Origin of the sequence: Flavobacterium sp. RSB2_4_14, assembly GCF_051547085.1 — a bacterium.
Classification (GTDB): domain Bacteria; phylum Bacteroidota; class Bacteroidia; order Flavobacteriales; family Flavobacteriaceae; genus Flavobacterium.
In genome coordinates, this window is the sequence record NZ_JBPTTL010000038.1 from 1 (window position 1) to 232 (window position 232).

The 232-nt window shown below is 43.1% G+C and carries 1 protein-coding gene; it reads right to left on the reverse strand.

What is annotated here, in order from left to right; all coding sequences use genetic code 11:
• Positions 1 to 232 (reverse strand): hypothetical protein (locus tag ACSVH2_RS14160; RefSeq protein ID WP_438093828.1); only part of this gene is annotated, 232 nt, incomplete at both ends.

Consider the following 232-nt stretch of genomic DNA (forward strand, 5'->3'; position numbering starts at 1 on the left):
TTGGGTCAACAGCTCTTACGTAGAGGATTTGTACAAACGGATTGATGTTGTCATAAAGTTGTGTGGTGTCAATAGGACTGCTGCCCAATTGTGCATCGGATAGGGTTTCATGGAAGGTAATAGTGTATACAGCGCCTTGTAATAAATCAGGGATTAGTGTGGTTAAATCAAAGCTGGTGAAACCGTCTTGATCCTCATCACATAGTGTGTAGGGTTGTGTTGGTGGGATTGG